Genomic DNA, 14,646 nt, shown 5'->3' with positions numbered 1-14,646 from the left:
TCTAAAGTGATATTTTTCTAATTATACAATAAATTAAATTTAAAAATTATTTTATCATTTTCGTTAAATAGTCACTAATGCCCCCATCATTATTACTACTTGTTACAGCATATGCTAATTTTATGACTTCTGGAGGAGAATTTTCCATCGCAATCGCATAAGGGAAGGTTTTAAAAACTGATAAATCATTATAATTATCACCAAAATAAAGAACATTATTTTTTGTTAATTTTAAACGATATTTTTTATTTAAAACTGTTAATAAATTAACAATTCCTTCACTTTTACTAACATGACAACTTACAATATCACAACTAGTTGCTGATAATTTTTCAACTTTAATTGCCTCAATTTGACCAAGTAATACTAGCACTTTATCAAAAACCTTTTGACTTGGTGCATACATTACAATCTTATAACCAACACGATAGCGCCGCGGTTTAAATAATACCGCACGTTTGGCGCCATCTAAAAAAGCCCCCGGAGTTAATTTACTATTAAAGTAATCTTTGTCACTAAAATAAATTGCTTTTGATCGATGATAAAGCAAATTGAAATTACAATTATTAGCTAATAAAATATTGGTAACAACTTTGATGGCTTTTTTTGGGATTAAAATACTTTTAATAGTTTTGTCTTTTTTTAAATTATAAATAATTGCCCCATTAGCACCAATCACATAGCCCCCATATTTTTTAATTTCAATTAATTCACTATATTCATTAAATCCCATTGGCATTCTTCCTGAGGCAATTGAGACAAAATAACCTTTGGCTTGAAGGTCTTTCAGGATTGTGCTTGTTGCTGGTAGAACTGTTCGCTGATCTGTTAACAGCGTTCCATCAATATCTGTCACAATAACCTTAATTGAATGTTCGTTAATCTTTAATTGCATTATTCCCCTAAGTGTGGAAAAATTTCTTTTTCTAAGAAATCCGCAATTCCAGCATTATTATTATCTAAAGCTGTCACTTTTCAAGCCACTTCTTTTAATTCAGGAGTCGCATTGCTTAATGCCACACCATATTTTGCATTTTTAATCATTTCATAATCATTCATTTGATCGCCAAAACAAAGAATTTCATCTGTTTCAATATCAATCCCTTCTTCTTCCCGCAAAATTTCTAGTAGGCGCACAATCCCTTCTCACTTATTAACATTTTTTGGAATTATTTCAATATAACCATATCCTGTTTTTTCAGTTCGTAATGTTTCACTAACTCCCACTTGCTGGCGTAATCAATTTTGCTTTGCTTGATCACTTGTTGCCACAACAACTTTGCGCATTTGGGGAATATTATTTCAATCAAGAATTTTTGCTGTTAAAAATTTATAATCAAAATAAAATAAATTATTGTCTAAAACATATTGGCTAGAAACAAAGGCTAAATTTTCAGCAATTGGAGCTAAGTAAAAATCAGTTCCTAATTTTTTCACCAGTTCCATTGCTCATTTGGTATCTTCCATGCTTGCTTTTTCATCATAGGCAAAAGTATTATTAGCAATATTATAAACTGCACCCCCGTTAGCACCAATCACATAATTAATATTTTTTGTAATACTTAATTCTTGTGCATATTTTCGTAATGCTCCTGGAACTCTTCCGGTTGCTAAAGTTACTAAAATTCCTTTTTCTTGTAGTTTTTTTAACGCCGTAATATTAGCCCCCGGAATTTCTTTATCTGTGTTGCGAATTAAGGTTCCATCAATATCACAAATTACCATTTTTATCATTTTATAATCCTCATTTCTATTTCTTTTCTTTTATTTTAACTTGTTTTAACCAAACTTAACATCTTTTTTCCAATAAAAAAAGTCTTTTTGCAAGACTCTATTTAATCAAACTAACTTCATCGGCAAGGATTTTTACTTGTTCTTTTTCAACTTGTAAAATTCCTCCCGAAATATTTAAGCGAAATTCTTTATTATCAATTTTATAATGCATTTCTGATGGGACAATTGTTGAAACCAAAGGAATATGACCATATAAAATCCCAATATAACCTGTTAAGATACGAACTGTAACAATATCAACTGGTTCATCGACAATAATTCCTTGTGGGGTTGTAATTTTCAAAGTTATTTTTTTATTCATTACAAATTATTTTTTCATACTTTCTGCTTGTTTAATAACTTCTTCAATTGTTCCAACATATAAAAAGGCTTGCTCAGGAAGATCATCGTATTTTCCCTCTAAAATTTCTTTAAACCCACGAATTGTTTCAGCAACAGGAACATACTTCCCTGGTTTCCCTGAAAACTTCTCAGCAACATGGAAAGGTTGTGATAAGAAGTTCCGAATTTTCCGTGCGCGAGCAACTGCTAATTTATCTTCATCACTTAATTCATCCATCCCTAGAATGGCAATAATTGATTGTAATTCTTTGAATTTTTGTAAAATTGTTTGTACACCACGGGCAATATCATAATGTTCATCCCCAATTACTAATGGATCAAGTAATCGTGACGAACTTCCTAATGGATCAACAGCAGGATAAATTCCTAACGCTGCAATTTCCCGGTCTAGAACAACCTTAGCATCTAAGTGCGTAAACGTTGTTGCTGGCGCTGGATCTGTTAAGTCATCAGCAGGAACATAAACGGCTTGAACTGAAGTAATACTTCCTTTTTTTGTTGACGTAATTCGTTCTTGTAATGCTCCCATTTCCGTTGCTAATGTTGGTTGATACCCAACCGCTGAAGGCATTCGCCCTAATAAGGCTGATACTTCTGATCCCGCTTGGGTAAAACGGAAAATGTTGTCAATAAATAATAGAACATCTTGATTTTTATCATCACGGAAATACTCCGCAATTGTTAAACCAGTCAAGGCAACTCGCATACGAGCCCCTGGAGTTTCATTCATTTGCCCAAAGACTAAAGCTGTTTTATCAATAACACCTGCTTCAATCATTTCGTAGTATAAATCATTTCCTTCTCTTGTTCGTTCTCCAACTCCCGCAAAAACAGAAATTCCTCCGTGCGCTTTTGCCACGTTATTAATTAACTCTTGAACTAAAACTGTCTTTCCAACTCCAGCTCCTCCAAATAATCCGATTTTACCCCCTTTTGCAAATGGAACTAATAAGTCAACAACTTTAATTCCAGTTTCTAGAATACCTGCTAGAGGTTCTTGTTCTTCATATGTTGGGGCCAAACGGTGAATTGGGCGAGTTAATTTCGTTTTTGGTGCTGGTTTTTCATCAATTGGATCACCAAGAACATTAAACATTCTTCCCAATACTTCTTCTCCAACTGGGACAGTAATTGGCGCTTTTGTATCTTTTACTTCTAACCCCCGTACTAATCCTTCTGTTGGTCCTAACGCAATTGTACGGACAATATCATCACCAATATGTTGAACAACTTCTAAGACTAATTTTTCGCCATGATTATCTAATTCAATGGCATTATATAATTTTGGTAAATATTCTTCACTAAAGTGAACATCGACAACTGGTCCTAAGACTTGTACTACTTTCCCGTTTTTATTATCCATTTTTCTTCCCTCTTCTTAACTTTCTTGTGCATTAGCTCCGGCAATAATTTCCGAAATTTCTTGAGTAATTGCTGCTTGGCGTTTTCGATTATATTCTAATGATAAATTATCTAACATATCATGAGCATTATTGGTTGCATTTTCCATTGCCATGCGCCGTGAGGCTTGTTCTGAAACTTGTGATTCAACAATTGTTGAAAAAAAGATTGCATTTAAATACATCGGCACAGCATTATCTAAAATTGTTTCGGGATCTGGTTCAAATTCGGTTAATACCCGTTCTTTTGTATTTTCCCCAAGCGGTTTTTTGACAATTGGTAATAATTGCAGAATTGTTGGTTCAAAAGTAACATTATTAATAAATTTTGTATAAGCTATTTTAATACAATTAAAGGTTCCTTGATTAAATTGTGATAAGATTTCCATTGCAAAATTACGCGCTTCATCATAGGTGAAATTAATATCAATATCATCATAAATTTTTTCAACTTTGAAATTATGATTCTCATAAAACGAAACCGCTTTCGTTCCAATTGCAATAATATAATCTCCTTGCTTAAGTTCCTTTAACACCAATTTATTAATATTAACATTATAACCCCCACATAATCCTAAGTTTGAATTAACAATAACTCAACAAATTCGTTGGCCTTTTAATTCCCCACTCTTTTCTTGGTAAATTGAACTATCTGTTTGACTAATAATGTCATGAAAAATTGTATACAATTCAGCAAAATAGGGTTTTGATGTCGAAATTCTTTTTCCGGCTTTTTTTAATTTTGCTGTTGCCACTAATTTCATTGCTTTAGTAATCTTGGCAATTTGCTTAATTGAAACAATTTCTTTTTTTAAACTACTTCCGACAGCCATCCTGTTGCCTCCTTGCTAACGATTTATTTACTAATTAATTTTTTTCATTCACCCAAACTACCATAATGTTCTGGATTATAATCTGGGATTTTACTTGTAATTTTTTTAACAACTTTAATAATTTCATGGTCAACTTCATCCATTAATTTATCATCAAAAGTTTTTACTGTTGCTAATTGCTCATAATATTTTTTTGCTGGTCCTTGAAAATGTTCAATTAAGCTATCCTTAAACTCGGCAATACTATTAACTGGGATTCAGTCAATTCGCTTTTTATTAACAGCTAATAAAATAATAATTTGATCAATTTGTGATAATGGACTATATTGTTTTTGTTTTAAAATCTCAATTACCCGTTTTCCATGTTCCAAAATTGCTTTTGTTCCTTCATCTAAATCAGAAGAAAATTGCGCAAAAGCTTGTAGCTCACGATATTGTGCTAATTCCAATTTTAATGACCCCGAAACTTGCTTCATTGCTTTAATTTGTGCTGATGAACCAACCCGTGACACTGATAACCCCGCATCAACAGCTGGACGATTCCCCATATTAAATTGATCAGAATTTAAGAAGATTTGACCATCGGTAATTGAAATAACATTTGTCGGAATATATGCTGAAATATCACCCGCTTGTGTTTCAACAATTGGTAAGGCTGTAATACTTCCCCCACCATGGTCTTTATTTAACCGCGCTGCACGTTCCAATAAACGACTATGTAAATAGAAAACATCCCCAGGATAAGCTTCACGTCCTGGTGGACGGTGCAATAATAAGGCCATTGTTCGGTAAGCTACGGCATGTTTTGATAAATCATCATAAATAATCAAAACATCTTCCCCAGCTTCCATTCATTCTTCTCCAATTGTAACTCCCGTATAAGGAGCTAAATATTGTAATGGTGATAGTTCACTTGCTGTCGCGGAAACAATTGTTGTATAATCCATTGCGCCGGCAGCTCGTAATTTTTCAACTAACTGAACAATTGTTGAAGCTTTTTGTCCAATTGCAACATAAATACATTTAACATTTTTCCCTTTTTGGTTCAAAATTGTATCAATTGCAATGGCTGTTTTTCCGGTTTGGCGGTCTCCAATAATTAATTCCCGTTGTCCTTTTCCAATTGGAATCATCGCATCAATCACAATAATTCCTGTTTCCATTGGTTCTGTAACTGATTGACGAGTCATAACCCCTGGGGCAATTCGTTCAACTGGACGAGTTTTTGTTGCTTTTAATGGTCCTTTCCCATCAATTGGTTGTCCTAAGGCATTAACAACTCGCCCTAATAAAGCATCCCCAACTGGTGTTTCAACAACTTTTTGTGAACGACGAACACGATCCCCTTCTTTTACTTTTCAATCATCTCCCATTAAAACAGCACCAACAGCGCCGTCTTCTAAATTTAAGACCATTCCATAGACATTATGCGGAAAAATTAGTAATTCTCCCATCATTGCGTTATCTAAACCTTCTAGTAAGGCAATTCCGTCCCCAATTGAAACAACAGATCCTTCTTCATGAATTTCAATTTTTTTACCATATTCCTCAATTTGTTTTTTAATAATTTCGGAAATTTCATTTATTTTTAAACTCATCATGTTCCCCCAATTTCTATTTATTATTCAAAGTTTTAGCGCGCATTGCTTCTAATTGCCCAGCAATTGAACCATCAATAATTTCATCTTTAACCTTAATTTTAATTCCCGCAATAATTTTTTTATCAATCTTATTAACTAATTCAATATGATAACCAAACTTTTGACTAATTTTTGCCTCAATTATTTCAATTTGTTCATCCGATAATGGTAATGCTGAGAAAACCTTTCCATAGCGAACATCATTTTTTAAATTAATTAATTTTCTTAATTGTTTAAAAATTGGTCGAACCACGCTAAAAGCTTCGCGATCAATTAGTAAATAAAGGGCATGCAAAATCTTAACGTCAATTACTTTCCCAAATGCTTCTTTCAAAACATCTTTGCGTTCTTGCTTTGGAATATCAACGTTACTGATAATTTTGATATAAATTGGATATTTTTTTAATATTTCAACTATTAAATTTGATACTGCTAAATAGTGTTTTACTTTATCATCTTCACTAGCAATATTCATCAAGGCGGCGGCATAATTATAAATAAATCGTTCACTAATTTTCATAATCTTAGTTTAAATTATCAATAAAATCTTCAATAATTTTTTGATGTTTTTCCTTGTTAATTTCTTTTTCTAACAGATGCTGCGCCGCATCAAACGCTGTATTAATAATTGCTTTACGAATATCATCTTGATATTGCTCTTTTTCTTTTGCTAATTCTTTTCGTGCTTGTTCATTCAAATGCACAATTTCTTTTTTTGTTTCATCTAAGAGATTATGTTTTTTGGCTTCCGCTTCAGCACGAGCTTCTGAAATAATTGAAGAAGCGTCAACTTTTGCTGTTGTTAACATTTCAAGGGCTGTTTTTTCTTTAATTGTTGCCTTTGTTTGTTTATCAGCAGCATCCGTAATCATTTCTTGAATTTTTTGACGACGAGCACGCATTGCTTTACGAAATGGGTTGTAAACTCATTTTGACAATAAAATTAATAAAATTATTGTCGCAATAATATGGGCAATAAAAACCCATAAATTAGGAAATAACTGATTAATAATTTCCGCTGGATTAACTGTACTTGACAATAACATTAACATATCCCCTCAACCTCTTTCTTCTAAATTAATAAATAATCTCTTTTGTTACAAGGTGTGCTTAAGCAACAACGAAAGCTAAAATAATTGAAATAACTAACGCATAAATTGCTCCTGATTCTGAAATCGCCGCAGCAACAATAAATAAGGTACGAACTTTCCCTTCAACTTCTGGGTTACGTGAAACAGCTTCAACTGCTTTTCCCCCAGTATATCCTTGCCCAATTCCGGCCCCTAAACAACCAATCGCTGCAATTCCTGATCCTAAGTATGCTAGTCCTTTGGTAATATCTCCTGTCATTTCAGCAAACATTAACATTCCTACAAAATTTGACATTAATTCAAACATTTTTCTTTCTCCTTTTTCTTTTAATCTATAAAAATATTTTAATACTTTTTTATGCTTTTTGAGCAATTTTTAATTCTTTTTTACTAAGTGGCTTGCGCTTGACGGCAACCACCCGCTCCTCACTACTTTTATTGCCTTCTTCTTTGATCTCTAACGCTCAGTAGGAAATTGTTAAGATGGCAAAAATATAGGCTTGAATAATTCCATCAAAAATATCAAAATACAAACTTAAAAATGGTAAGGTAACTCCTGATAATAAATCAACTGGACCAATATAAGGAATTTGTCCTCAAATAAAGCCCATTAACGAAGAAAATAAGGCCATAATGATTGATCCTCCTAAAAGATTCCCAAATAAACGGAATGAAATTGAGATCAATGGCACAAACTGCGTTAATAATTCAAGGGGATTAACAATATATTTTTTAAAGAAAACAATTTTATGGTATTTAATCCCAAAGTAATAAATCCCAATAAAAGTAACTAACCCCATTGATAATGGTACGGTATAGGCTGTTGCAATTGACTCAAAGCCTACAACTGACATTAAGTTTCCAATTCCAATATATAACAATAAGTACATTACATAAATTGTTAATGATTTATATTTTGGCCCCATTAATTCAACAACTTGTTGTTCAACTCATTTGATTGATATTTCGGCAAACAAAACTAGACCCCCAGGTACATCGGTTGGACCTAGTCTTTTTAAGCGCTTATAGTAACCAATTGAAAGCATCATGATAATAAAAGTTGTAATAACAATTGTAATTAATTGTGGTAATAAAATAGTATAACTTCATGCCCCCATCCCGCTTTGCGTTTCATCGGGAATTAAGTTGGCAAGTATAAAACTCTTATTATTCACAATTTGCCACTTCCTTTCTTACTTTACGACGTTTTAGAGGCAATTTAATATTTACCAATAACGCTGATAGTGGATAAATTACTAAACCAATTGCTAAGGTAATAATGCTAAAAGAATTTGGCGCTTTTACAAAAATAACAATTGGAATTAAATAGATAAAGATTCGAAAAAAATATAGCAAGACAAAGAGGAACTTATTTAAACTTATACTTAACAATCATCATGATCATAAAATGATTAAGAAACCTATAAGAGAAAACAAATATCCTAACCCTAAGCCAGTATAAATATTTCAACTGATATCAACGCTAAAATATAAAATTGTCAAAACAATTAATGCCCCGAAGAGCATTATGATACTTATCAATGACATTTTACATTCTACACCTTTAAAGCGATTTTTTCAATTAGAAATTTTATTTTGTTCCAAAAATACGATCTCCAGCATCACCCAACCCAGGAATAATATAACCTTTACTGTCTAATTTTTCATCTAACGCTGCAACATAAATATCAATATCGGGATGATGTTTTTCAACATTTTCTTTTCCTTCTGGAGCAGCTACTAAACAAACTAGTTTAATATTTGTTGCCCCTCATTCTTTGACTTTATCAATTGCCATATTTGCACTACCCCCAGTTGCTAACATTGGGTCAAGAACTAATACAGTAGCTTCTTTAATATTCTGTGGTTTTTTCGCAAAATACTCATGAGGTTCTAATGTAGTTTCATCACGGTATAAGCCAATATGACCGATTTTAGCATTTGGAACTAATTTAACAATTCCATCAACCATTCCTAAACCAGCACGTAAAATCGGAAATAAGACAATATCTTTCGCAATTTTATAACCTTTTGTCACAGCAACTGGTGTTTCAATTTCAAATTCTTTTAACTCAATTGTTTGAAAAATCTCATAGGCCATTAATTGGGCAATTTCATCTAAGTTTTCTTTAAAAACTTTTGAATTACTATCTTTTTTTCTCATTCTTGTCAACTTATCCAAAATTAATGGATGCTTAATTACTGTAAATGCCATTATCTTCTAACTCCTTCAAATTTATTAGATTTTAACACATTTGCCCTAGCAATATCAAATCTTTTTTAAAATTAACTTAATTATCTAAAAGGTTAAACGCAAACTCTTGATTTGGTTCTAGTGTTTCAATTAGATATCCTTCCACTGGTGATAGTTTCCCAACTAAATTACGGATTCCATCATTCTTAATTTGTTTTAAAACAATTTGTAATTCCCCCGTATAATTTTGGGCTTTATCGTTTAAAATTAAAACATCTCCTGGTTCAAAATACTGCGGTTGTTCGTTCTGAGCAATAATATTAACCCCTTGGTATTTTAATCGTGAAAAAGTACTACGAATCACAAATTCGGCTAAATCGGGGCGAACAAAGTGGACTGTATGGTCATTTAAAATTTCTAACTCTGCTAAAGTCAAATTCTGATTAGGCAGTAAATTAAAGTATACTTTTGTTAAATTGAGATTTTTAAGTTCTTTAAATTCTTCGTCATTTAAAAATTGGGTTGAAACAATAATATCGTCAACACCAAGCGCATTTAAATGACGAATTTGGAAGTTTAAACTTTCATCGCGATGAAGTTCCAACGTTGGCAATTTATCATTGTGAATTCATGGCCCTTGGGCATCATCGCGTTGTAAAGCAACAAACGCTTGGACTTTAACCCCATTATTTTTAATATAATCAAGGTTGTCTAAAAAGTAATCCACCCCAGCCCCTGTATAGCGTTGCGGGTAAAAGTTTCAACAAGAAAGCAGATTATCTTTATTTGCTCCTAATGAAATTAAATACTCTAATTCAAGTGAAGGGGACGCAGCATTTAAAATAATTTTAAACTGATCGGGATTATTTGATAGTTTAGCAATTCCAACCCCATCAATTCCATCATCAAAACGCAAACCAGTTAAACCTAGTTCATCTTTGAAAAAACGCATTAATTGCTCACGATTATTTTTATCCAATCCAAATTCTTGATAAACTTCGCCATTAATATCGCCATAAACCATTATCCCTAATTTTTTGGCCCTGTTGGTCATTTTTTTAAACAACGTAATTAACTCTAAATTATCTTTTTTAAAGTTAATCATTGTTGTAAAAATAATTTGGATCCCTCCGTTGGCACATTTTACTAAATATTGTTCTAATTCTTTTTCTTTCCCTATTAATAAATGGGGATAGATACTAACTCCAATTGCCATTTTGCTTCCTCCTTAATCAAGTAAATTTTTTGTTTTTAAAATTTGGTATAAACTAATAAATTCTTTTGCCAATTCAATTACCATTTGGGCACTCATCATTTGATCTTCTGCGTGCATAAATAAGACCGGGATTTGATGTTTGACTCCTTGGGCCTCTTGTTGAATAACATTCATATGTGTTTTTTCGGCTTCAATAATATGCTGTTCTGCTTCAGTAATTAGTTTTTCAGCTTCAATAATACCTCCTGTTTTTGCTTTTGTAATGGCAATTAAGGCATTTGATTTTGCCATTCCTGCATATGTAATAATCCCAAATGAGATTTCTTCAAAATTTAATTTTTCCATTTTCTTACTCCTTAATATCATTTTACAATAAATTTAAATTTTTAAAGGCAAAATATGCTGCCCCATACATTCCCGCTTTATCTTGTAAAGCTGAGATTTTAAGATCAAAGGTTTTTCATAAAAATTTTCCTGTTACACGATGGACCAAATTAGTAATAATTGTTAACAATTCTGGCCCTAAATTTGTCACCCCACCTGCTAGAATAATTAAAGCGGGGTTAATAACATAAATCAAAGTAGCAATATGCTGGGCCAATGGTTCCAGACCTTTTTCCAGGACAGCAATAGTTTCTTGGTCATGGTTTTCTAACAAGGATTTAATATTCCCTAATCCTAATGAATGACGGAGACGGTGGGCTAATTTTCCCAACGAACTATTTGGTTCAGTCCTTGCTTTACGATTAATTAACTTTGTTAATCCTGTTGCCGAAGAAAGTGGTTCAATGCAATGTTCTAAGCCACAACTACACGGAAATTCATTTTGGAAATTGCCCCCATGACCAAATTCTCCTGCATAACCAGTTGCTCCTGTTCAGAGTTGGTCATTTAGAATCAAGCCCCCACCAATTCCTGTCCCTAACGTATATAATGCTAAAGAATGAATTGTTTGATCTGTTTTATTTCAAAATTCTCCTAACGCTGCGGCATTAGCATCGTTAATAATAAAAATTTGTTTTTGGAAAAGAGCCTCCGCTTCTTGGCGAATCGGAAAGTCTTTTCACCCCAAATTGCTAGCTAATGTTACAACACCAGTTTTATCATCTAAAAAACCTGGTAAGGCAAAACCAATCGCGCTAATTTCAGTTCAAAGCATCCCATTCCCAGTTAATTGTTCACTAATTACTGCTTTTAAATTAGGTAAAATATTTGTAATTTCGGTCTTAACTTTAAATTCTAACAACATTGCTTTATTATCAGCAAAAACAGCACATTTCGCAGATGTTCCTCCTAAATCAATTACTAAAATTTTATTCACTTTTTCCTCCTTTAATAGCAACTACTTCATAATCATTTGTATTATTTGTTTTTGCTAAAATCTCTATTATCGCTAGCGAAATTGTTGGGGGTACAATTGGGGATGCTAATTGCTTGTTTATTCATAATTCATATAGATGATCAATTTCTAAAAAAAGCCCTTCCCCTTTTGTTGTTAAAGGTAGATCTACATTTTTTAGAATGTTGCCATTAGTATCATATACTTGGTAAGTATAAGCCATATGGCAAGAATCTTTCCGATAATCTTGATTATATTTTGCTAAATTACCACCCAATTTAATGTAACCCTTTGTTCCGAGAATTTCTGCTGATAAATCACTTGTTAAACTATCACTCGCAATAATTGTTGAAATACCATTATTTTGATGTCGGTTTGTTAAAACAGAAGTTGAAATTGCTGGGTGATTTGGATAAGAATTATTTAGGTGCATCGTTGTTTTAATTGGGCCTAAAATATCAAGGCCAATAAATAAAGCATAAACTCCCCCAGCAAGATGTAAGCCAGCAAAGTTTTGATCATTGCTTTGAGGATTAGGGATCTGTCCACTTGTTGAAATTTTGGCATGACTAGCCCGCAAATATTGTACTTTGCCAATTAACCCCGCCTGAATATCAGCTTTCATTGCTTGATAAGCTGGGGAAAACCCAGTTTTTATTCCATCAAATAACAGTACTTGCTGGTCTTGGGCAATTTGATATAACTCTTGGGCTTCATGATAACTTAAGGCTAAGGGTTTTTCACAAAAAACTGGAATTTGAGCGGACAGTAATAATTTCGCGATTTGATAATGCGTCTCATCACTAGTTCCAACATATACTAAATCATAATTATTTTTATCAGCAATTACTGCTGTTAAATCTTCATAAACAATTTCAAACTGATAATTTTCTTGATAAATTTCTGCTTTCTGCTTCGTTCGATTGTAAATTCCATACAATTTAATTTTATCACGATATTTACTAAAGGCTAAATCTTCACAAAATCATTTGACAATTCGCCCAGCGCCAATACATACTATTCGCATTTTCTTTGACTCCTTACTGATACCAAAAGTCTCATGTTGATAACTCATCTTTTAATAATTGTTGTAATGTATCATGATCATCGTGGGCGAGATTTTCACCTCCACTATTAATTAACCTTTGATATCACACATAAGATAACTTTGGCATTCTGGTTTTATTCGGGCTATTAAAATCAACTGCTACTAAACCATAATCTTTGCGATAACCTCCACTTGGGGAAAAAATATCACAGTAGGTTCATAATGAATAGCCAATGAATTTAACTCCTTGGGCAATTGCTTTTTTTACTTCCGCAAAATGTAAACTTAGATATTCGGCCCGGTTATAATCTAAGATTAATTCCCCACTTTTATCATCAAAGGCTCCTAAACCATTTTCCACAATCATCAACGGCTTTTGATATTCCGCTCATAACGCTTGTGCTCCTGGTCCTAACATTGTCGGATCAATAATTCAATTTCAACTTGTATAGCGGACATTTTCTTTTGGAAAGACTTGTTTAAAACCTTTAACAAAAAATGTTTTACTGGTAATTTGCATTTCCCCTTGTTTTTCTTGATAATCATCACGAGAAATATAAGCTGGACGATAATAATTTCAACCGATTAAATCTACACAATTATTTTTTAATAGCTCCATGTCCCCTGATTGAATAATATCGCTTAATCCTTGCATTGCTAATCACTGCTGAAATACTGGAGGATAAGTTCCCTTTAAATTTGGATCAAGAAAAAAATTCTTAAACCAAAGGTTATATTCTTGGCAGGCCTTTTCATCTTCGATACGATATGGAATTCCTGGTGATCAATCATGGTCAATTCCTAATAAGGCTTGAGCGCTAACATTTCCCGCTACTTTTGCTTTTTCAAATTCGATTTTTGTCAAAGCTGTGCAAAGATTCAAATGGTGAATTGCGCGGGCAAAACCTTCTTTACTATTTTTACCTGGCGGTAAATAATCGCTCAAATAGCCATCAAGGGTAAAAGTTGAATTTTCATCATTAACAAATCAAACATCTGTATATTTTCCTAAGTATTTAAAGACAGTTGCAACATAGCCTTGAAATCATTCCAAAATTGCGCGGTTTTCAAATCCCCCTTGTAGTTCAGCTCACATTGGCGTATCCCAGTGAAATAAAATTGGGATTGGCTTAATATTATTTGCTCGTAATGTTGCAAAAACATTATCATAAAACTTAATTCCTTCTCAATTAACTTCTTGACTATTTTTTGAAAAGATTCTTGTTCAGTCAATATTATAAACTAATCCATTTAATCCCAACCGTTTCATAATCCGAATATCAGTTTGATATTTGTGATAAAAATCAGCACTAATAGCAATTGAGTTAATTTCGCGGTCATTTTTCCCAGCTGGGGGAATATGAAAACATCGTTTTGTAAATTCATCTCAAATTGAATCTGTTCGCCCCCCTAGATTTCGAGCTCCTTCAATTTGAAAGGCATTTGTTGAAGCACCAAAAATAAAATCTTTATCTAATTTCATCGAAATTCCTCCCTTTGTTATCTATTTTGCTATAATTATAAAAATGGTAGGTGAAGAAATGACAACACAAACAATAATTATAACAATTGCCGTTATTTTTTTCTTAATTCCTTTTGTTGTATGAACAATTGTCCGTTTCCGTGACAAGGTTTTACAACGTTTTGCACCCTGGCATCGTTTAGCATTAATCGTTAGTTCAGCAGTTGGTTTTACCACTTTTACAGTTCTAATCATTGTTGCTTTAACCGTTTTTTAGCCCCACTTAA

18 protein-coding genes are annotated in these 14,646 nt (G+C 32.7%); 1 reads left to right on the top strand and 17 read right to left on the bottom strand.

Annotated features, from left to right (window positions below; all coding sequences use genetic code 4):
- Window positions 1-46: 46 nt before the first annotated feature.
- The 17 genes from SCHRY_RS00475 to SCHRY_RS00395 form a co-directional block, all read right to left on the bottom strand.
- Window positions 47-895 carry a Cof-type HAD-IIB family hydrolase gene (locus tag SCHRY_RS00475; protein WP_016338507.1) on the bottom strand — a complete coding sequence of 283 codons (849 nt, stop codon included), beginning with the start codon at window positions 893-895 and terminating at the stop codon, window positions 47-49.
- The gene (locus SCHRY_RS00470) at window positions 895-1,734 is read right to left on the bottom strand and encodes a Cof-type HAD-IIB family hydrolase (protein ID WP_016338506.1); all 840 of its coding nucleotides are present in this window, start codon (window positions 1,732-1,734) and stop codon (window positions 895-897) included. Before SCHRY_RS00470 ends, SCHRY_RS00475 begins: the two co-directional genes overlap by 1 nt.
- Before the next feature lie 97 nt (window positions 1,735-1,831).
- Window positions 1,832-2,095, bottom strand: a complete 264-nt coding sequence (locus tag SCHRY_RS00465) for a F0F1 ATP synthase subunit epsilon (RefSeq protein WP_016338505.1) — start codon at window positions 2,093-2,095, stop codon at window positions 1,832-1,834.
- A 6-nt stretch (window positions 2,096-2,101) separates the two neighbouring features.
- Window positions 2,102-3,499 carry a F0F1 ATP synthase subunit beta gene (atpD, locus tag SCHRY_RS00460; protein ID WP_016338504.1) on the bottom strand — a complete coding sequence of 466 codons (1,398 nt, stop codon included), beginning with the start codon at window positions 3,497-3,499 and terminating at the stop codon, window positions 2,102-2,104.
- A gap of 15 nt (window positions 3,500-3,514) precedes the next feature.
- Entirely contained in the window at window positions 3,515-4,369 is an 855-nt protein-coding gene (gene atpG / locus SCHRY_RS00455) for an ATP synthase F1 subunit gamma (RefSeq protein WP_016338503.1), read from the bottom strand.
- A gap of 23 nt (window positions 4,370-4,392) precedes the next feature.
- Window positions 4,393-5,967, bottom strand: a complete 1,575-nt coding sequence (gene atpA / locus SCHRY_RS00450) for a F0F1 ATP synthase subunit alpha (protein ID WP_016338502.1) — start codon at window positions 5,965-5,967, stop codon at window positions 4,393-4,395.
- A 16-nt stretch (window positions 5,968-5,983) separates the two neighbouring features.
- Window positions 5,984-6,529, bottom strand: a complete 546-nt coding sequence (locus SCHRY_RS00445) for a F0F1 ATP synthase subunit delta (protein ID WP_016338501.1) — start codon at window positions 6,527-6,529, stop codon at window positions 5,984-5,986.
- 4 nt (window positions 6,530-6,533) lie between these two features.
- The gene (gene atpF / locus SCHRY_RS00440; RefSeq protein WP_236607992.1) at window positions 6,534-7,055 is read right to left on the bottom strand and encodes a F0F1 ATP synthase subunit B; all 522 of its coding nucleotides are present in this window, start codon (window positions 7,053-7,055) and stop codon (window positions 6,534-6,536) included.
- A 64-nt stretch (window positions 7,056-7,119) separates the two neighbouring features.
- Window positions 7,120-7,407 carry an ATP synthase F0 subunit C gene (atpE, locus tag SCHRY_RS00435; protein WP_016338499.1) on the bottom strand — a complete coding sequence of 96 codons (288 nt, stop codon included), beginning with the start codon at window positions 7,405-7,407 and terminating at the stop codon, window positions 7,120-7,122.
- 49 nt (window positions 7,408-7,456) lie between these two features.
- A complete protein-coding gene (locus tag SCHRY_RS00430; protein ID WP_016338498.1) occupies window positions 7,457-8,275 on the bottom strand; it encodes a F0F1 ATP synthase subunit A in 819 nt (272 codons plus the stop codon).
- A complete protein-coding gene (locus SCHRY_RS00425; RefSeq protein WP_144060278.1) occupies window positions 8,268-8,627 on the bottom strand; it encodes an MG406 family protein in 360 nt (119 codons plus the stop codon). The genes SCHRY_RS00430 and SCHRY_RS00425 overlap by 8 nt, the downstream gene beginning before the upstream one ends.
- 64 nt (window positions 8,628-8,691) lie before the next feature.
- Complete coding sequence (upp, locus tag SCHRY_RS00420; protein WP_016338497.1) at window positions 8,692-9,315, bottom strand: uracil phosphoribosyltransferase; 624 nt, start codon at window positions 9,313-9,315, stop codon at window positions 8,692-8,694.
- 76 nt (window positions 9,316-9,391) lie between these two features.
- Window positions 9,392-10,510, bottom strand: coding sequence for a DUF871 domain-containing protein (locus SCHRY_RS00415; RefSeq protein WP_016338496.1), 1,119 nt, complete (start codon window positions 10,508-10,510; stop codon window positions 9,392-9,394).
- 12 nt (window positions 10,511-10,522) lie between these two features.
- Complete coding sequence (locus SCHRY_RS00410; protein ID WP_016338495.1) at window positions 10,523-10,855, bottom strand: PTS lactose/cellobiose transporter subunit IIA; 333 nt, start codon at window positions 10,853-10,855, stop codon at window positions 10,523-10,525.
- 22 nt (window positions 10,856-10,877) lie between these two features.
- Complete coding sequence (locus SCHRY_RS00405; protein ID WP_016338494.1) at window positions 10,878-11,831, bottom strand: ROK family protein; 954 nt, start codon at window positions 11,829-11,831, stop codon at window positions 10,878-10,880.
- A complete protein-coding gene (locus SCHRY_RS00400) occupies window positions 11,824-12,876 on the bottom strand; it encodes a Gfo/Idh/MocA family protein (RefSeq protein WP_016338493.1) in 1,053 nt (350 codons plus the stop codon). Before SCHRY_RS00400 ends, SCHRY_RS00405 begins: the two co-directional genes overlap by 8 nt.
- Before the next feature lie 13 nt (window positions 12,877-12,889).
- Entirely contained in the window at window positions 12,890-14,380 is a 1,491-nt protein-coding gene (locus SCHRY_RS00395; protein WP_016338492.1) for a glycoside hydrolase family 1 protein, read from the bottom strand.
- A gap of 58 nt (window positions 14,381-14,438) precedes the next feature.
- On the opposite strand from SCHRY_RS00395, the gene SCHRY_RS00390 reads away from it, so the two are divergent.
- A complete protein-coding gene (locus SCHRY_RS00390) occupies window positions 14,439-14,636 on the top strand; it encodes a hypothetical protein (RefSeq protein WP_016338491.1) in 198 nt (65 codons plus the stop codon).
- The last annotated feature ends 10 nt before the right edge of the window (window positions 14,637-14,646 follow it).

Origin of the sequence: Spiroplasma chrysopicola DF-1 (genome assembly GCF_000400935.1) — a bacterium.
Classification (GTDB): domain Bacteria; phylum Bacillota_I; class Bacilli_A; order Mycoplasmatales; family Mycoplasmataceae; genus Spiroplasma; species Spiroplasma chrysopicola.
The sequence above is the reverse complement of the archived record's forward strand: the minus strand, read 5'-3'. Positions and strand labels throughout refer to the sequence as shown.